Source organism: Nostoc commune NIES-4072, from assembly GCF_003113895.1.
Classification (GTDB): Bacteria; Cyanobacteriota; Cyanobacteriia; order Cyanobacteriales; family Nostocaceae; genus Nostoc; species Nostoc commune.
Genome location: NZ_BDUD01000001.1, coordinates 2,932,597 through 2,951,899, shown reverse-complemented (window position 1 = coordinate 2,951,899; position 19,303 = coordinate 2,932,597). Strand labels below are relative to the sequence as shown.

Annotated in this window: 13 protein-coding genes; 6 read left to right on the top strand and 7 right to left on the bottom strand. The window is 42.5% G+C overall.

Annotated elements, in window-relative coordinates; translation table 11 throughout:
- Positions 1-130 precede the first annotated feature (130 nt).
- On the top strand, positions 131-2,863 hold the full coding sequence (locus CDC33_RS13125; protein WP_109008839.1) for a CHASE2 domain-containing protein: 2,733 nt from the start codon (positions 131-133) through the stop codon (positions 2,861-2,863).
- Here the strand turns inward: CDC33_RS13125 and CDC33_RS13120 are convergent.
- The 5 genes from CDC33_RS13120 to CDC33_RS13100 form a co-directional block, all read right to left on the bottom strand.
- Positions 2,841-3,602 (bottom strand): DUF928 domain-containing protein, encoded by a 762-nt coding sequence (locus CDC33_RS13120; RefSeq protein ID WP_109008838.1) that lies wholly within the window; start codon positions 3,600-3,602, stop codon positions 2,841-2,843. The genes CDC33_RS13125 and CDC33_RS13120 overlap by 23 nt on opposite strands.
- A gap of 89 nt (positions 3,603-3,691) precedes the next feature.
- On the bottom strand, positions 3,692-6,661 hold the full coding sequence (locus CDC33_RS13115; RefSeq protein WP_109008837.1) for a CHAT domain-containing protein: 2,970 nt from the start codon (positions 6,659-6,661) through the stop codon (positions 3,692-3,694).
- A gap of 61 nt (positions 6,662-6,722) precedes the next feature.
- Positions 6,723-10,268: a two-partner secretion domain-containing protein gene (locus CDC33_RS13110; RefSeq protein ID WP_109008836.1), complete on the bottom strand. Its 3,546-nt coding sequence runs from the start codon at positions 10,266-10,268 to the stop codon at positions 6,723-6,725.
- Between the two features lie 51 nt (positions 10,269-10,319).
- Entirely contained in the window at positions 10,320-11,963 is a 1,644-nt protein-coding gene (locus tag CDC33_RS13105; RefSeq protein WP_439956635.1) for a ShlB/FhaC/HecB family hemolysin secretion/activation protein, read from the bottom strand.
- Between the two features lie 562 nt (positions 11,964-12,525).
- Positions 12,526-12,834 carry a hypothetical protein gene (locus CDC33_RS13100; protein WP_439956598.1) on the bottom strand — a complete coding sequence of 103 codons (309 nt, stop codon included), beginning with the start codon at positions 12,832-12,834 and terminating at the stop codon, positions 12,526-12,528.
- Positions 12,835-12,890: 56 nt separating this feature from the next.
- Between CDC33_RS13100 and CDC33_RS13095 the strand changes: the two genes are divergently transcribed.
- The 5 genes from CDC33_RS13095 to CDC33_RS41650 all read left to right on the top strand — a co-directional run bounded on the left by CDC33_RS13095 (position 12,891) and on the right by CDC33_RS41650 (position 18,209).
- Positions 12,891-13,310 (top strand): S8/S53 family peptidase, encoded by a 420-nt coding sequence (locus CDC33_RS13095; RefSeq protein ID WP_109008834.1) that lies wholly within the window; start codon positions 12,891-12,893, stop codon positions 13,308-13,310.
- A gap of 125 nt (positions 13,311-13,435) precedes the next feature.
- The gene (locus CDC33_RS13090) at positions 13,436-16,459 is read left to right on the top strand and encodes an alkaline phosphatase family protein (RefSeq protein WP_109008833.1); all 3,024 of its coding nucleotides are present in this window, start codon (positions 13,436-13,438) and stop codon (positions 16,457-16,459) included.
- A 95-nt stretch (positions 16,460-16,554) separates the two neighbouring features.
- Positions 16,555-17,082 (top strand): PEP-CTERM sorting domain-containing protein, encoded by a 528-nt coding sequence (locus CDC33_RS13085; RefSeq protein ID WP_109008832.1) that lies wholly within the window; start codon positions 16,555-16,557, stop codon positions 17,080-17,082.
- A gap of 525 nt (positions 17,083-17,607) precedes the next feature.
- Positions 17,608-17,976, top strand: coding sequence for a hypothetical protein (locus tag CDC33_RS13080; RefSeq protein ID WP_109008831.1), 369 nt, complete (start codon positions 17,608-17,610; stop codon positions 17,974-17,976).
- A 74-nt stretch (positions 17,977-18,050) separates the two neighbouring features.
- Positions 18,051-18,209, top strand: a complete 159-nt coding sequence (locus CDC33_RS41650; protein ID WP_369694390.1) for a GFA family protein — start codon at positions 18,051-18,053, stop codon at positions 18,207-18,209.
- On the opposite strand, the gene CDC33_RS38685 is transcribed toward CDC33_RS41650, so the two are convergent.
- The gene (locus CDC33_RS38685; protein ID WP_181374258.1) at positions 18,135-18,389 is read right to left on the bottom strand and encodes a hypothetical protein; all 255 of its coding nucleotides are present in this window, start codon (positions 18,387-18,389) and stop codon (positions 18,135-18,137) included. The two genes, CDC33_RS41650 and CDC33_RS38685, sit on opposite strands and share 75 nt — an antisense overlap.
- An 80-nt stretch (positions 18,390-18,469) precedes the next feature.
- Complete coding sequence (locus CDC33_RS13070) at positions 18,470-19,228, bottom strand: gamma-glutamyl-gamma-aminobutyrate hydrolase family protein (RefSeq protein WP_109008830.1); 759 nt, start codon at positions 19,226-19,228, stop codon at positions 18,470-18,472.
- Positions 19,229-19,303: the final 75 nt, after the last annotated feature.

Here is a 19,303-nt window from a genome sequence, read left to right as displayed (position 1 = left end):
AGTCAGGTAAAGTCAGTTGATGAATGAAAATAGTATAATTATTCTCTAGGACTGTTAGATAATAAATTATTTATATGACTGTATATGAAATTAAAGCTAAATATATTAAAAAATGTAAAGGATAGTCTTAATGACAGCAGCAAAATCAAACTTTGAATATCAAATTGGAGGGAGTCTTGAGAGTAACGCTCCTAGCTATGTGAAACGATATGCTGATACAGAATTTTATGAACGCTTAAAGTGGGGTCAGTTTTGTTATGTGCTGAACTCGCGGCAGATGGGTAAGTCTAGCTTGCGAGTGCAAATGATGCAAAGGCTACAAGCAGAAGGAATCATCTGTGCGTTTATTGACTTGACAGGAATAGGAACACAAGATGTAACTCCAGAAAAGTGGTATGCAGGGATTGTCCAATCTTTGGTGAGTAGTTGCCAACTGCACTCAAAAATTCAATGGCGGAGTTGGTGGCGTGAACGGCGAGATTTGCTTTCACCGGTGCAGTGTTTGAGCAAATTTATTGAAGAAGTACTGTTAGTAGAAATCAAGCAAAAGATAGTTATTTTTATCGATGAAATTGATCGCGTTTTGAGCCAGAATTTTTCATTGGATGATTTTTTTGCTTTAATCAGATTCTTTTTTCAGCAACGAGAAGTTAATTATGAATATAGGCGTTTGACTTTTGCACTATTGGGGGTTGCAAATCCTAACGAACTGATTCAAGATAAGACTCATACACCCTTCAATATTGGGAAGGCGATTGAACTGCAAGGATTTCAGCCTGATGAAGTACAACCGTTAATAGATGGTTTGAAACAAAGAGTGAGCAACCCTGAAGAGGTTATCATGGAGATACTAGAATGGACAGGGGGGCAACCGTTTTTGACTCAAAAGCTATGTCAATTGATAGTTTTAGAGTCAACTGCTCAAAGATTTTCATCGGTTGAGCAATTAGTAAGGTCGCACATTGTTGAGAATTGGGAATCTCAAGATGAACCTGAGCATTTGAAGACGATTCGCGATCGCATCTTGTACAGAAATGAAAAACGTATAGCTAGACTATTAGAGTTATACCAGCAAATTTTACGTCAAGGAGAAATTTCTGCTGATAGTACTCCTGAACAAATCGAATTACGATTGTCAGGGTTAGTAGTTGAGCAACAAGGTAAGCTCAAGGTATATAATCGCATTTACAAAGCTGTATTCAACCAGAGTTGGGTTGAGCGTAAATTAACAGAGTTGCGACCCTATGCAGAAGCGATCGCAGCCTGGTCAGCATCAGCTTACCAAGATCAATCCTATCTATTGCGAGGACAAGCTTTACAAGATACCTTAGCTTGGGCATTAGGTAAAAGCCTTGGCGATTTAGATTACCAATTTTTAGCCGCTAGTCAAGAATTAGCCAAACGCCAAGCCCAAATTTCACTGCAAGCACTAGCACAAGCTAATAAACTTTTGGCACAAGCTAGACAAAAAGCCAAGCTAGAAGTTTTGCAACGGCGAATTGGCTTATTTTGGATACCACGGATTGCTATATTTGTGACTGCACCTATTCTGCTGCTGCGCTTTGGTGGACTGTTGCAGGGTGGCGAGTGGAATATGCTTGACCAGTTTTTTTGCTGGCGGCTGTTGCTAGAATCACCAGAGAAGCGGATAGCGATTGTCACTATTGATGAAGAAGATATACAAAAAGCAGGAAAGTGGCCTATCCCCGATCAAGTTTTAGCTAAGGCAATTGCCAATATTAAAGCTCAAAAACCTAGAGCAATTGGTTTAGATATTTATCGAGATTTGCCTGTAGAACCTGGGTATAAGGACTTGGTTAACATCTTCAAGTCAACTCCTAACTTATATGGAATTGAGAAAGTTGTGGGAAGTGAGATTAAGGTCATTGCACCTCCTCCCACTCTCAATCCAGAAAGAGTGGGCTTTGCCGATCAGGTGGTGGATGCAGATGGTAAGGTGCGTCGTGCATTATTATCAGTAGACGTCTGGCAAAATGAAACACGTTACAGTTTGGCAATGAAACTGGCGCAGCACTACTTAAATGATGAAAAGATAACTATAAAATTAGTTGATAACGATCCCCAACGTCAAAAGTTACGTTGGGGTAAAGCAGTGTTTGAAAGGTTTTTGGGTAATGATGGAGGCTACGTCCATGCAGATTCTGGAGGTTATCAGATTTTGCTGAATTTTAGAGGGAATCAGGAAAATTTTGCGACTTTCCCTTTAAGGAATATCTTGGAAAAGCGCATTCCCCCTGATAGTTTACGCGATCGCCTAGTTTTGATTGGCACTAATGCTGCAAGTATTAAAGATGTATTTTATACGCCCTATAACAGTGGCCTATTTAATTCTTCGCAGCCGATGACTGGGGTGAGTGTTCATGCCAATATTATCAGTCAAATAATTAGTGCTGTTGTTGATGGCAGACCTTTGCTTCATGTTTGGCAAGAACCCATAGAATGGCTGTGGATTTTAGTTTGGGCGGGATTAGGAGTATTAGTTAGCCGACAGTTGAGGTCTTCAATCGCGATCGCTGCCAGTATAATCTTTGCTGGTGCTGGGCTTTTGGGGATTGGCTTTTTAGCCTTTTGCTTGGGCTGGTGGTTACCGATCATTCCCTCGCTGTTAGTATTTTTGGGTTCAGCAGTCGCCTTAGAGTTGGTTACTCACAAACAACTCGAAAGACTCCAATTCCATCATACTTTGGCACTGCTTTTTGAAATGTGCCAAGACCATCCCCTGGCTTCTGCAATTGCCATTGAATACCTCAAGCAGTCAGAAAGCCAAGATAATCAGGCTTTTATCGAGCAGCAGTTACGAGAAAAACAGTTAGGCACTTCTACAACCGAAGCGGTTGAGTAGCGATCGCGTCTAGCCCTACGGACTTAAGAAAGTCAGTCCAGGTATCTGCTATGGCTTGATTCTTAGGTTGAGTCTTTTTGATTTGAGCTAGAGCAATGACGGCATCATACCAAATTCCTTGTTCACTGTAAGCATCTACCTGCTCAAAAGTTGTCCTCTGGTGACTCTGAAGTTGAGGTAAAGCCACACGGCGTACCCACGAAGTAATTACTGGATCGTTAGGGCTAGGTTTTTCCCCACATACCAGCACTAAAGCCCACTGATAATTTTTGCCTACTTCCAGGGGGGGTGAGCTATCTGCTGACTTGATGCTAATAATACCAGGTTCACCTTTAATCGGAATGAAACTTTGGGAATGAAGCTGATTATCTTCTGTAATCAAACTTAAGATTACTTGCTTGGCAGATGTTTGGGGCAGATACACTAAAAATGTCGGATGCTCTGCTATGGTCAACCCATAGTTACTATCAGTGGGAGCAAGAAGCATCAAAGGGGTTTTATTGGCTGAGGTAGTGTTTAATGTTGTATCTTGAGGACATTGCCAATTACTACGCGATCCACCCGATGATGTAAATTTTGGTTTACCCTGATTTGATGGTGGTTTGAATATTATCTGTTGGGGTTTTGAGCGATTAGTCGGCGTTGGAATATTTGCATTTGATTGGGCAATTGTTGGTTGTATCCCTATCAGAAACAACCCGATCGTCATTAGACCAATCAATTGTTGACTATTTAACATGGGTTATCTTTTGGTAAAGTCTAAGCTCTAATTAAAGTCATACTTATTATTAATGCTCAATTCCGAAAAAATAGTATACTACTTGCTGGTTACAACCAATTACCGACTAAAACAAAGGGTGCCCAGTAGTAAGGACGATAATAATTTGACGATCGCAACAGGAACAACTGAGCTTGACGAAGTGCCTCAGCTTTAGTTACTCCAGGTTGGTTCAATTCTGAATAGAACTTGTTCATCAGCTCAACTGTAGATTGATCTTCTACTGACCAAAGCGTTGCTAATGTACTACGTGCCCCAGAACGCACCGCCACCCCTGCTAGTCCTAGAACCGCTCGATTATCACCTGCTGCAGTTTGGCAAGCACTCAAAATTAACAATTCCAAAGGACTTCGACCAGGGCGATCGCGTGATTGCAATAATTGGTCTAATTCTTTAACATTAATCCGACTATCCCAAGTCAACAAAAAGGTATTGTCAGCCTGGGAAGAAAACTGACCGTGGGTTGCTAAGTGAACAATGGGAAAAGATACATTGTTGATTTGAACTTTTAGGCGATTGCGGGTAAATTCTTGGTTTAAGAGAACTTCTGTGGGAACTATTTTTGTAATCTCCTGAACTTCTTCTTTCACTCCCGGCAGTTTGGAAAACCCTTGCCTAGCCTCAGTCAAACCTCCCACTAAAGTTTGCAATTTGTTTGGGGAAAGCGAACGTGAATACAACAGCTGCAACCCTGGACTCAAAGCAAGGTTATATTTTTCAATCAGATACTTTTTCTGCTGACTATCATAAAGTGCCGACATGGGTACTGCACGCAAAACTCCATCTAGTACAAACACCAAAGTTTTAATCTCATCCTTTTGCAGTTCTGCCTCAATTGGACGGATTAACCAATCATAAAAAATTGTTTGTGGACGACGTGAATCTAAGTAAATATAACGGGTGAAGCCAGCAAACAGATCATTGTATACACGTTCGAGTTCTCCAATTTCTCCTGGCTGAGAATTAGACTTCAGAGGCGTTGCGTAGTATTTTAAGTCCTTTTGAGGTCGAGACAAGATGACAACAAGGCGATCGGGCAAAATAATTGAATAGATGACCGCAGCATTTGGATCTAATCGGTCGATTGGTTGGGGTTGGCTGGTTATACAAGCTTCCCGAAAAAAGTTTGTCAGTTCTGCTAGTTGGAGTGCTTCTATAACATCACGAGCAAGCTTGAGATTTTCCTGATTAATCTCCGTTTGCTTTATCTGTTGAGAAGCAAGGGGTGGCAAAAGCAAATTGACCAGTTCTCGATATACTGGTTCTACACTATCTCGAAAAGTAAATTGAATTTCTGGGTTAATGCCAACTAAGTCTTGACGCAAAGACTGAAGAGTTTCATAGGCTAAGGTGTAGGCTTGAAGTGCGCTTTTTGGGTCTTGTTGAGTGTGATAAATCCGTCCTAGTTGCCATTGCCAAAGATAGGTAATACTGGAATTATTAAAAGCAGATTTCTGCTGTAAAGCTTGTTCAGTGAATTGTCGGGCCTCTGCCAATTTCCCCATTTGCAGGTAAACTCCTCCTAGATAACCACGCACATCGGCTTCGGCTTGCTTGTCTCCCAATCGTTGAGCTTGGTTGAGGGCGGTTTGTAAAATTTGTCCAATTTCTGCCCATGAGGGAATTTTTGAGGATTCAAGAGTTTTAACACCAGTGCCCGTGGGTGTATTCTTGACAAAGTTACACAGTTGCAGAATCGGGGATAAAGCATTAGATGAGTTTTCACTCAGTCCTGATTGCAGACACATCAAACTTTGAACAAATTTGATGTGAGCATAAACAGTGGGATGATTAATAGGTAAGTTATTGAGGTTCGAGGTGATTTCAGATACTAAGGTTGGGACTTCAGACCATTGCTGAGTTTGTACCAAAAGGCTGAATCGATTCAATTGAGCTTGTCTTTTGATATCTGATGAGGTTGATGATTCAGCTTGCCGATAGCAAGTAGCAGCCTGTTGATACAATTCAGCAGCATCGGTTATAGTAGCTTCCTGAATACAGTTTATAGGGTGTGTAAGGGGTAACTGTTCTTGGCTTGGTTTTCCCAACTGTATTTTTCTATTACCCAAAGACCGGGCTGTATTGCCTAAACTCAGGTAAGTAGCAGCGAGATTTTGCGAATCTCCTGATTGTTGAGCTAATTGCCCAGCTGCGAGCAACACCATTTGCGATTGTTCGAGTTGACTAACAACTCGTAAAACATTGCCGAGACTACGCAAAGCCAGAATATCTAAAGAAGAGGAATTTCCCTTGTTGACAAATCGCTTTTTTAAGATTTGCAGTTCTTCTTTTGTGATCTGGCAGTTTTGATGATCGAACTCTAAAATTTTTAGTAAGGTCTTACAAGCCATTGGATAAAGACCCAAGTCTTGCATAGCTTGAGTTTGGTTAATCTGGTTTCTAATTGCACCATTTTGATTGCTGAGATTTTGATAAATTTCAGCCGCTTGTTTCCAAGTTGCTAAGGCTGCTTCTGATTCTCCTACTGCTAGTTGCAACTGTCCTTGGATATCCAATGTGGAACTGAGGATTTGCGTTAGCGCAGCTCCTCCTGCGGAGGCTTGCTCTGGTGTTTTTGGCTGTGTTTGCAGGATATTTAAGCTGGTAGCGATCGCTTTTTTAGCTTGCTCCCACCTACCAAGTTGTTGAGCTGTCAGGGCAAGATTGCTCAACGCCATTGCCTGGTTAAGTTTATCCTCTCGCACCGCAAAAGCCGCAGCAACTTGTTCCCAAAGGGTTAGGGCTGACTCAAATTGTCCATCTTTGTAAAACGATTTGGCTTCTTGTACCAACTGTAAAGGCTCTTGTTGAGTTTGTCCGATCGCAGTTGATGCCCAAACTTGGGTAGTAACCAGTACTCCTCCCACAGACAAGAAAAATAACAGAATTGCTAAAATTAGCGATCGCACTTGACTACTATAGAGTCTAGATTTGTAATGGTTAATTTGTGAGAAAAATCTGGCTTTGAGCGTAGGCGTAGCCCGTCGTAGACATCGCCCTATCTGCTTTTTTTGATTCATATTTTATTTGTTATGTCAAGTAATTCAAAAAAATACCTGTTTTCAACTTTTTTTTGCCGTTTCATCGTGCAGGACAACTATTTAAATTCTTCGGTAGACGATGGATTCCAATGACATTGGAATTGTAGGCGGTGAGAACTACTTCACCTTTATTGTTGAATACCCATCCTTGAGCTGGCACAATCGGGCTAGGGATTTGGGATTTTAAATTATGACTGGAAGAGGTTTTCTGTGGTAGTTTGACATTACTGACGGTTGAGACTGGGTCAACTAAATCAACCTGAGTAGCTTCTTGGCTTAAGTCTTCATTGGGACTAGGAGGCAGTCCACCGCGTCCTGCGATCGTGAATTCACTCGCAACACCTTTACTACAAGGATTTTGGGCGATTTGGTCATTGGGATCGATAACATTTGCAGGTAATTCCACTAAATTCTGGCTGGGATCAATCACTTGATTGATGTTTACTACTCCCGGATTGCCACCAAACTCTGAACTAGCGGTGATGTCATTTAAGAAATCTCTGGGCTTGTCCCGAAATTCAATCCCAAAGATACCAGTAGCTGTAATATCAACACGACCACCGTTACCATAAGTTGCATTGGCGGTTATATCACTACCCTTTGGTTTTGAGGGTGATGCAACTAGAAATTGGGTGTCAATCTTAATGTTCCCGCCAGTACCAATTGCCCCTGGTTGGCTTTGAAGGCCTGCACTGGTAGTAATTTTGCTTTCGTCTGACATCAGCAATAAATCTGCTACATCTAGCCTGATATTGCCGCCTCTTTCTTTGGCGGTTTCGGCTGAGATCGTTCCTCGATCCAAAGTTAGAGAATTGGCTTGCAAAGATATATCGCCTCCAACTCCACTTCCCTGACTATTGACAGAGAGTTTGGCACCATCTTGAATCACGGTAGTTTGGGTATCCATGAAGATATTACCGCCTCTGCCAGTAGACCCTGCCTCGGTGTTAGCGAATATACCACTGTTTTCCCCAGCCAAACTTATACTATCTTCGATTTGTAGAAAGATATTACCTGCTGCCCTGTTACCTCTGGTTGTGGAAAGCAATCGCCCACCTGAAGTAATTTCAAATGTGTTCGTAGTAACTGTGATATTACCTGCGTCACTCTCTCCGAAAGTACTGGTAGCCAGGAAAGCTCCATCTCTGAGAATGAGGGAGGTTGTATCGATATCAATTGCACCTGCATTTCCCAAAGCTCCTGATTCTACTATGGTGGATACACCACCGACACCCAGACCAAACTTTTCCTGAATAAATTTGCCTTCAAACATTACTGACTCAGTAGCATTAATTGTCACCTTGCCAGCATTTCCTGTTCCTGAAGTACTGGCAGTTAGGAAAGCCCCATCTTTAAGCGACAAGTCTGCTGTATTAATCTCAATTCCACCTGCATCTCCCGAAGCACCTCCTCCCACTACACTTTCTATTCCGCTAAGGCGCTCTTGGCGTCTAGATTCTCCTTCCATTACTACTGAATCTGTGGCATTAATCTTGACTGTGCCACCATTGCCATCTCCAAAAGTTGTGGTAGATAGCCTATTACCATCTTTCAGCAAGAAGGAGGCTGTGTTAATCTCAATTCCACCTGCATCCCCCGAAGGCCCTCCTGCCGCTAGGCTCAGTACACCACTAAATGAATTTTGTTGAGATTCTCCTTGAATCACTACTGAATCTGTAGCAGTAATTTTGACTGTGCCACCCTTTCCACCGCCAAAAGTTGTAGTATCTAATCTGGCTCCATCTTTCAGCAAAAAGGAGGCTGTGTTAATCTCAACTCCACCTGCATCCCCCGAAGCCCCTCCTGCCACTAGGCTCAGTACACCACTAAAGAACCCTTGTTGAGATTGAGATTCTCCTTGAATCACTACTGAATCTGTAGCATTAATCTTGACTGTGCCACCATTGCCATCTCCAAAAGTTGTAGTATCTAATCTGGCTCCATCTTTCAGCAAAAAGGAGGCTGTGTTAATCTCAACTCCACCTGCATCCCCCGAAGCCCCTCCTCGCACTAGGCTTTGTATTCCACTAAGGCGTTCTTGGCGGTTAGATTCTCCTTGAATCACTACTGAATCTGTAGCATTAATCTTGACTGTGCCACCCTTTCCACCTCCAGAAGTTGTAGTATCTAATCTGGCTCCATCTTTCAGCAAAAAGGAGGCTGTGTTAATCTCAATTCCACCTGCATCCCCCGAAGCCCCTCCTGCCACTAGGCTCAGTACACCACTAAAGAACCCTTGTTGAGATTGAGATTCTCCTTGAATCACTACTGAATCTGTAGCATTAATCTTGACTGTGCCACCCTTTCCACCTCCAAAAGTTGTAGTATCTAATCTGGCTCCATCTTTCAGCAAAAAGGAGGCTGTGTTAATCTCAACTCCACCTGCATCCCCCGAAGCCCCTCCTGCCGCTACACTCTGTACACCACTAAAGAACCCTTGTTGAGATTGGGATTCTCCTTGAATCACTACTGAATCTGTAGCAGTAATCTTGACTGTGCCACCATTTCCACCGCCAAAAGTCGCGGTAGATATTCTCGCTCCATTCTGAACTAGTAAATTCTGAGTTTCTATAGTTATATTCCTTCCCTGCCCTAACCCACGTACATCTGCACTAATTGAAGCATTGTCAAGGGTTAGCTGCTCTGCTTGGATAAGAACTTCTCTGCCAGAACTTCCTAAATTATCGGCAAACAGCCTCGACTCATCATTGAGCGTAACGTTTCTACCTTGCATCCGGATACTGCCGCTACCATTGCCATTGATATTAACAATGGCTTGATCTGATAAAAGAATATCTTGGAAGTTTTCAACGCCAGAATAGTCAAAGTTATAGCCAGTATCGCTATTGATAAAATTGACCAGACTGCTATCACCAACACTTGCAATTTCAATCTGGACATCAGGGCCTATGAGCCAACCGCCCTCTAGGTCAACATTACCGCCTATAAGAGCCAAAGTTTTTTGTGGTGGTATCTGTAGACCTATCTCAACACCATCAACAGTAGCTTGAGAGCGATTGATAATCTTTCCTGAAGCGTCTCTAAATCGCAATCCCACAGGGATATTTACGGTTAAAAGTGGTGCTTGCGGGTTTGTGGCGCTAAACTCCAACCCATTATCAAACACAAGGCTATCTGCGGTAGAAGCTACAAAGGAACCCCCCATATCCAAACGGGCATTGGGGCCAAAGACAATTCCATTAGGATTAATCAAAAATAGGTTGGCTGGGCCCAAAACCCCCAGAGTTCCCAGAATATTCGAGGCATTACCTCCTGTTACCCTAGTCAAAATATTCGTAATTCCTCCTGGATTTGTAAAATAGGCTCCTTTTTCAACAACGTTAAATTCCTGAAAACTGTGGAATAGGTTGGCTCCTTGAATTGCTCCCCCATTAATCCGGTCAATAGGACTGCCTTTAAAAGTGTCTGGCACTACAACTGAACTTTTATCGCCTAGAGTTGCATCAGGTGTGATTTGTGCTTTTGCTGGACAGGGAGCAATACAAGACAACAAAGCCAACATAAAATTCACCCCTATAGATAGAGGTAAAGTATTTGATAGGAGCGATCGCTTGGAGTGTTGCATAACTTTTGATTTCTAGACCTTTGTTAATCAGAGATTTTGTGACAAAAATTTTTAGAAAGGATTCGCAACCACTGAAAAATAAATACCGTCTTCTTGTAAAGTCCTGCCTCTGTCTTGAATATCTGTTAATGGAATACCATAATCAAGGCGAGCATTCAGGCGATCGCTCATTTGCCACTGTAAACCCAATCCCAACCCCAGCAAAGTATTAGTATTTGGGCCTGGATTCCCAGAACTATTCCAACCCACACCAAAATCAATAAACGGCACTACTTGCAAAACTCCTCCGACATTTTTTACCCGCAGTACTGGTAATTGCACTTCTGCTGATGCTAAAAAGCCATTATCTGTTAAGAGAATATCTTGTCGATAACCCCGAACACTACGCAGACCGCCCAGCCCAAATTGCTCTAAAGGCACAAGGGCACGAGTTGACAATTGCAGGTCAGAACGAATCACCAGTAAAGTCTGCGGTGCTAAAAGTCGCACATATTGTCCTTGCCCCCGCCAAGAAAAAAACCTACTATCAGGAGGGTCATTGTTGACGGTAGCATTGAAGATATTTAAACCAAGGTTAAATTGAGAGCGCAGGGCTAAGGCTTGTTGAGAATTACGCTGCTGATATTCTTGGAAGAATTGTAAGGCTGAGATGCGGGTTTCTCCCTGTTCATTAGCACCTGGTGACACTAAAACCCCGGGAAAACCTTTCAGTTCAGATTTGCTTTCTTGTCGTAAGACGGATAGACCCACAGCAAATTCTCTGTTGGGAGATAAGATTAAAGGTTGGCGGAAGCCTAACTCGAAGTAATTGGAATTACCAATGATATCTAGGCGGTCAAAGGGTGGTTCGACAATTTCAGTACTCGTCAAACCACCTCTGAGGGTAATTGTGCCATTACGAGGATTAACAGGTATGTTGTAGCGTAAGTCAAAGGCGTTGCTACCATCAGTATTGATATATTCCAGATTCAAGCCATCCCCAAAACCCAATAAATTCCCTTCGTTAATGCGGACACCGCGTCGTAAGCTGCCAACACTAGGCGCACGACTATTATCTATAAAAAATTCTGTATTAAAGGAGTCGGCTTCTATTACCTTGACTGTTAGTAAACTTAATTCGGGACGTGACCCAGCAGACAATTCGGCTGATATATTCTGAATTAGGGGGTCAAGTTGCAAGAGTTGCAAAGCTGACAGCAAGCGCTTTTGATTTAGGGGTCTAGCGGTGGCAATGGCTAATCTGCTGCGGATGTAGTTCGAGTTCAACCGTCGTGTACCTGTTACCACAATTTGTTCTAGCCCTCCTTCAATAATCTGGATTTTGACGACAGATCCCCGTTGAGATAAGGTTTGACCAGCCGGAATGACAGCACCACAATTGATATACCCCGCATCGGTATAGAGTTTGGTGACAGTAGCCTCAACTTGTAGTAATTCTACAAAGGTTAGCGATCGCTTAGTGAATTGAGCAGTAATTTTAGTTAACTTTTCATCGCTAAATGCCGTGTTCCCATCAAACTCGAATTTCCTAACGACGATACTTTTAGGAAGGTCTAAGCGGTCTTCAGAGGAGGGAAATATTCGAGGAGGAAGTTCGAGGGCAGGTTGTGGTTGTGGCTGTGGGATTGGGATTGGCTGTGTTGGCTTTGAGTCGAGAACCTGAGACAAAATTGGTTCTAATCTTAGTTGCTTCAATTTTGATAAGCCTGTTTTGAATACTGGGTGATGCAATTCATCCTGGCTCCTTAACAAACGAGTTCCTGACAAAGCTAAGTTTTCGATTTCTTCAACAGACTGTCTCTGACTCCTAATAGGTAAGACATCAGCCAAGGCACTACCTTCGTTAAAAACAAGTGACACTCCTAAAATTTGCCAGAAAATTAAGAATGTTAAATCCCAGAAGCATATACAGCAAATTTTCACCATTTTTATGAAAAATATCACTATTTTTTAAATCATTTTGCCACCACTATAGTCAGATAAGTAAATAACTCTAATTTAGAGGCTATCCCTCTTTCAATAAACAAGGCAGAAGGCAGGAGGCAGAAGGCAGAAGGAAAGAGGATTTAACTTGATGGAAGCCAGCGCGTCTGTAAACAGCTTCTAAGAAACAGAAATGTTTCTTTACATCCATTGGAAATGCGATCGCTTTCCTCGAAGGCTTCTGTCACTCTCCAAAAACTTTTACCATTTATGAATTCTAGAGCTTTTGTATAGCCTGCGATGGCTCCGCCCGCCGCAGGCAGGCATCGCGCGATTATTTTCTAATAATAAATACAAGAGCGATTTTTTCTAATAGTATAGCTTGTATTGATTGCCTCATGAGGCTTCTAGCGATCGCCCTCCCGGAAAGTGACATCGCTGGCTCTAGCAGTTCTTGATTAATCGCTTCCAGCAGTCTGGTCTTCTGTAGCCCCAGGTATTGGTTCAGCTTCATCGGGTTGCTTTTCGTCTTTGCTGTGATTTCACCAATTCCCAGTGCTAGGAAGAATTTCTCTTTTTCAGTAGACAAGCCAAGATCACCAACTGGTGTTTTTACTTTAAAGCCCGTTACCTCGGATTCCATCGGCTACCTTCACCCTACCAATTGAAGCAGCAGCCAAAGCTACAGGGGTTGATGTTTTGCGCGATCGCTACGGTCTAGATGGCACTGGAATCACCATCGGCATACTATCAGATAGCTTCGCCACAGCAAAGACCTTCGATGCCTCTAACAACCTGGATACTTATGCCACCAACATAGCCGATGGCTACTTACCATGTAATGTTAACGTGCTAAAGGACTATGCTAAACCTGATACCACGGATGAGGGTCGTGCTTTATTGCAGATCGTCCATGCTGTGGCTCCAGGAGCTAACTTAGCGTTTCACACAAGCTTGAGCAACTTTAAGTTGAGGACAAGTAGGCAACGGCGAGAAACTATCAAATCAATCGTGCTACCATTTGGAGAATACTTGACCGCATTTGAGAGCAAGTTCCTGAGAATAGTTAACTCTGCCGGATTATTGTACAATAGTAATTTTGGATGCAAACAAAAATAACTTAATACTTAATATAAAAAATTCGCTACCACCAAAACATAACCAAAAATTACTGCTGGCTTAACCATCAACTAGAAATATCTGTACTTGAATAGTTATGGTTGTCCCTATTATAAATAAATTGCATGAAAACTAGTAGAAACCAAGGGTATCTATTAAGTCTTTTGCTGGTAAGTAGCTTGAGTGCAAGTATCCAATCAGCTAGCGCTGGAACTACCAGACCGGTTGGTAACTCAGAGAGTGGAGCAGCTTTGCTACCTACAGGTCAAATCATCACGCCCGCAGCAGCACCAGGCTCGACGTTTGCACCTTTAGGAACTGGTTTGCGTACAGATGATAATGCAGATGCTGCTGAAGCCGTAAGCACAGCCCTCAGCCCTGATGGAAAAACTTTACTGGTGCTTACTAGTGGCTATAACCAAAACTTCAAGGATGAAAATACAGGTAGTACTTTCACTTATCCTGTATTAGATCCGCTAACTGGTAAGCCAAGTGGTACAACAACCCCAAAAGCAGAATGGGTTTTTGTCTATGATGTTACTAGCGGTAAGTTAGTTAAAAAACAACAGATTAATATTCCCAATACCTATAACGGTTTGGCTTGGGCTAAAGATGGCTCACGCTTCTTTGTCTCAGGCGGGATTGACGATCGCGTGTATGTTTATGCGTCTAATGGTAGTCAGTACGTACCAGATGCCCCCTTTATTTTACTAGGTCACAATTCTAACCAAACTGCACCCTTTCCTAAATATGATGGTGGTTTGTTGAAGGATACACCAGCTAAGGCTGTAAGTACAGGAGCAGTTGTAGCGGGTATTGCAGTTAGTCAGGATGGCAAGACCTTAGTGGCTGCAAACTTTGAGAATGACTCTATATCAATCGTTGACACTCCTACCCGTAAGGTAATTAAAGAAATTAAGTTCTTTAGGGCAGGCGATAAAATAGCAACTGGTGAATTTCCTTTTGATGTCGCTATCAAAAGTACACAAAAAGGTCAAGCAGCTAAAGTTTTTATTAGTAGCCAGCGCGATAACGAAGTAGTTACTGTTGAAATTACTTCTGGAAAAATCACCCGTATACCAATAGGTAGCCAGCCAAATAAAGTACTGCTTTCGGCCGATCAAAATCGACTATACGTAGCTAATGGTAATGATGACTCGATTTCAGTCATTGATACAAATAGCAATAGGGTTGTTCAAACCATCTCTCTGTCTCGCCCTGGTGATAAATACAAAGGTGCTAATCCCAATTCTTTAGCTCTCAGCCCAGATGGAGGAACACTTTATGTTACTCTAGGCGGCGAGAATGCGATCGCTGTTGTAGACTTGCAAGCTGGTCGGGTGAATGGACGCATCCCCACTGGCTGGTATCCTAATTCTGTAAGTGTCAGCTTTGATGGTCAAAGACTTTACGTTGTCAATGCTAAAAGTAATTCTGGCCCCAACCCGTCAAACAGTCGGACGACACCAGCTGGACTTGCACGTAACACCAATTTTAAAAACGATTACAACTGGGCTTTAGAAAAAGCTGGGATCTCAATTATTCCAGTGCCAAGTAGCAGTACTTTGGCTACGCTTTCAACGCAGGTAGACAAAAACAACGGTTTTTATAATCGTCGTCCTGACCGGATAATGAGGTATTTACAAGGCAAAATTAAGCACGTTATCTATATAGTTAAAGAAAACCGTACCTACGACCAGGTACTTGGTGACTTACCTATCGGTAATGGCGACCCAGAACTTACCTTGTTTCCCTACAAGATTTCACCCAACCATCACAAGCTGTCCCTTGGTTTTGCAACCTTTGATAACTTCTACGACAGTGGCGAATCCAGTGGAGTTGGTTGGAGTTGGTCTACTTTTGGACGAACGACAGATTACACCGAAAAAACTCAATCAGTTCTTTACGGTAACGCTGGCTTTAACGGCTTAACCTACGATTACGAAGGTACAAATCGGAATATCAGTCTTGCACTACCGCAAACTTCCTCGAATAATTCGCCAATCAATACCCGCATAACAGGAGTTTTAGATCCCTCAGGTGGCTCTTCAATATTGCCTGGAGACAGAGATGTTAATGCCCCCGAAGGAGATGGGGACTTAGGAGTTAATGTCATTGGTGGCTATCTTTGGGATTCAGCGTTGCGTGCTGGCAAGACTGTACGCAATTACGGCTTCTTCGTTGATAATGGCACTCCCTACGTTACAAGTCAAACTGATCCCACTAAACGTGACCCGAAAAACCCAGCTTATATTCCCATCTCCCCAACTCCTTACGCAGACAAGATTCCCCAAGCTCCCGTTACTAAATCTGTATTGTTGGATAAAACCGACCCTTACTTTCGCTCATTCGACATGAATAATCCAGATATTTATCTGTATAACGAATGGGAAAGGGATATTAATCAGAATGGACTTCCTAACTTAATGCTTGTGCGTCTACCTCACGATCATTTTGGTTCCTTTGGTACTGCTTTGGCCGGACTAAACACTCCAGAACTGCAAATGGCAGATAATGACTATGCCATAGGCAAGCTGGTAGAGAAAATTTCCCGGATGCCAGAGTGGAAGGAAACAGCGATTTTCATCATTGAAGATGACTCCCAAAATGGGCCAGATCACGTTGATTCGCACCGTTCGTTAGCTTACGTTATTTCACCCTACACAAAACGGGGTGTACTCGTCAGTACTAATTACAACACCATTAGTGTATTGCGGACGATGGAGGATTTGTTAAACATTGGCTATTTGGGAATTACTGATGCCAATGCTCAACCAATGTCAGATGCCTTCACAAGACAACCGAATTTTGAGCCTTACACAGCTATTGTGCCAGGTAACTTGTGTGCTAAACCTGTAGATCCGAAACTAGTACCAGCTTGCCAAGACCCCAATGTTGAAAATACAGCAGCTGTGCCCATTCTAAATGATGCAAAATGGTGGGCTGCTATAACCAAGGGTTTCAATTTTATCGGTGAAGATAACCTCGATGCAGAAGAATTCAACGAAATTCTTTGGGAAGGAATTAAGGGCGACAATATTCCTTATCCTAAAGAACGTAACGGTAAAAACTTACGGCAAAACCGCGATCAACTTCTAAAGAATTGGCAATTGAGTCAAACGAATAACTCTACTGGCGCTAAGAAGTAAGTCTTAGACGTTTGGTGAGAAAGTAGAGACGTAGCAGTGCTACGTCTCTATAAGGTTTAAATAGTTTAGTTATCTAATGCAACAGGAAAATTGAGATGAAATTGTTTCAAAAATTAGCGATCGCTACTAGTCTAATTTTGGGTTTAGCTACCTTAACCACTAAATCTGCATCGGCTGCAATTATTAATTATGCGTTCAATGTTGATAGTTCTACAGCTAAAGGTAACGGTCTATTTAGCTTTGATGACACAACTTTCAGTAATGATAATATCCCAGTAGCGCCAGTTCAATTGCTAAGTTTTCAATTCGATAATGACCCTAATATTTACACTGCAACTGATGATGTTGAATATCCAGATTATCCCGTTGCATTTCCAACTGTATCCTTAGCAGATAACGCACCTATTGGATTGCTGTACAGCTTCCTTGACAAAGCTAATCCTGATAAAAGTTACGACATTAGTGGAACATTATTTTCTATTTCTTCCGAAACTTCCGATTCCGGTACAGTTTCTTATCGACAAGTACCTGAACCTAGTACTTTAGCTAGCACATTTATTGTTGGCAGCATTGGCTTATTTCTGAAAAGAAAGGTAAGATCAACTAAAAAGATTAAAGCTTAATCTTTACTTAAGAGAGTGTAATGCAATACTGCTCGGGTTTTGGTGCATAGTCATTGAAAATCCCCCTTAGTCCCCCTTAAAAACGGGGAAAATAAGCCCCCCAATTTATCGGGGAGTTGGGGGGATCAACTCAAAACCTACGCAGTATTTAGGTGTAATTAGGTAGCCCTGCTCTTTAATAGTTCTCCAATGCTTTGAGATGTGATTATTGTCGATGAATATGACCAAGTATTCTGGCATTTACCTAACTCTAGTACTGAAGCGTAAAAACGTTGGGACAACACCAATTAGACAGCCAGGGGCCTGTCTGCAAAGAGGATGTTATAAAGAATCTTTAAGAAATTAACATTCTTTCAGAAAAGGAAAAACCTAATGCTGAAGTAATTTCCAAAAGTTCAGAATCATAGATTTGGTAGTTTACACACACGCTAGTATCTGAAAACCTTACATAGCTAGCGTCTGTGATGTACTTCATCCATGTCGAAACGTAATTATTAGTTTTTCAATTTTTTGGAGGAGAGGATAATGAAGAAGTTCACCTGTTTGATGATTGTTGGGGCAGTATTGTCGATTAGTGCGCCTGCTGTGGCTGAAAGTCGTGCGGTTAATATCAGTATTGGCAGTATTGGTGGCCCCTTAGATAATGCCGTTTTGCGAACAGTTCGCCAGGTTATCGGGTTTGCAGTCGGCACTAGTACCGTCGATAAATTTATTGTATATAGTCCCAGAGCTGGATCTATTCCCATTGAAGGAGGTTTATCTGCTTGTGCTGAAGCTGGCTTCGGCACAAGCAATACAACATTTAATGCTTTTATCCAGGAATTGCGTTCAATTAAGCCCAAACCAGGGACTTTCTACAATCTAGAACTTACTGCAAGCTGCAAACAGAAATAAGACTTTGCACTCAAGGTAGGATAAGGCGTTGCGGACAGATACGGCTGAAGGTGAGTGCCCTGCCTCTGCTGACAATGGTTTGCCACTGCATAGGTTGTCAGCGAATGGCCGCCAGCGCTTTTTCTTTTAGCGCCGCAATTCCAAGCGTTAGGTTCTCATTACTGAAAGGTCAGCCGACCATCGGCGGTTTGCACGGCGCGACCCGCCATTACTTTGTGAGGGCAATGGTTTGACACGAGAATTTTGAGGTTCAGCAGCAGGCGGCGCAACACACTCCCGCCCCAATACTTGTCGGGTTTTGGGGAAAAGGGAAAGAAAAAACCTTTAACCCAAACCCAGTAACCTTTACCCCAAAACCAATGCCGAGTTAAAAATGCTTTACCCGAGCAGTATTGACTCCTGCCTCTGGTCATCGTTGGTCATCTCCCCAGACGTTGCTAATATCGCCTCCAGCGCAACTATCTTCCGAATCAGTTTGCCTTTGCCATCTTGTTCAATCAGTTCCGGGGTTAGGCTCATCCCATAAGTGTTTTGTATGTGCAGCCTGAACGAGAGCTTGAAAAAGTCTTTGATGACTGGGATCGAGAATTGAAAGCTCAGGATGCCATTGCACACCAATTGCCCAAGGATGATGTTCATGCTCCACAGCTTCAATGACTCCATCATCCCAAGCATGAGCAACAACCCGCCAACCAGGCGGTACTTTATCTACCGCTTGATGATGCCAAGAAACTACAGAGATGTGAGAATTCTGTAAACAGTTAGCTAAAAGGCTTTCTACATCTATCCTGACGAGATGTTCTGTAGGTAAACGTCGTCCAGGTTCAGGCTCTAGACGATGTAATGCAGATGTACCGTAAACATCTGGAACGTGAGGAATTAGAGTACCCCCACAGGCGACGATGAGAATTTGTAAACCCCGACAAATACCCAACATCGGCAGATGACGTTCAAGAGCAAACTTGCCAAGCTGCAATTCAAAAGCATCACGTTCGCGATCGACAGAATAAATAGTAGGATGAGCAAAACCGTTGTAGTAAGCAGGGTCAATATCTCCACCACCAGAGATGATTAAACCATCTAAAGAATCTAGAAGTATGGCAGGCTCAATTTCTCCTGGTGGTAATAATATGGGAATGCCACCTGCTTTACGGACTGCATCTATATATTCGCTTGGCAGAGAAAATGGTAACGCCGCAAGGCGACCGTAAGTTGTAATCCCAATCAATGGTTTTCGAGATTTTCTACTCATCTTGATGCTATTTTACTATTTCGTCTAGCAGTTTTGTTGCAAGTTCTGCTTTAGTTAGTGTACTAAACGCAAATC